The organism is Bartonella queenslandensis AUST/NH15 (assembly GCF_000312585.1).
Lineage (GTDB): Bacteria > Pseudomonadota > Alphaproteobacteria > Rhizobiales > Rhizobiaceae > Bartonella > Bartonella queenslandensis_A.
Genome location: NZ_HE998335.1, coordinates 1 through 364, shown reverse-complemented (window position 1 = coordinate 364; position 364 = coordinate 1). Strand labels below are relative to the sequence as shown.

1 protein-coding gene is annotated in these 364 nt (G+C 47.5%); it reads left to right on the top strand.

Annotated elements, in window-relative coordinates:
- Nucleotides 1-364, top strand: a 364-nt coding sequence (locus BN338_RS10300) for a DUF4815 domain-containing protein (protein ID WP_039762260.1), incomplete at both ends; no start/stop codon positions are given.

Here is a 364-nt window from a genome sequence, read left to right as displayed (position 1 = left end):
CAACAAAGACACGCAAACAGTGACTCTCACAGAGGGCAAGATTTATATTGCAGGGGATATCTTTTCCGTCTGTGATGCTGTCTTGGAGAATATTTCCATGATTGGGCGCGTGGAAATCGGTGTAAAGTTACAAAAGAAATGGGTGACCTATGAAGATGATCCAGAGCTGTTGGGGCAAATTCCAGGGTCCTTGGCAGAAGGAGAACCAGGTGCAGCACGGGAAGTCGCAAAGCTTGTCTGGGCACTTAAAGAGGATGACCAGCAAGGCACGTTCTTTCCGGTCTATATCTTGCAAGATGGCATTCTCATTGATCAAAAATCCCCCTCATTGCTTGAACCAGCCATGCAAGCCATTGCGACGTAC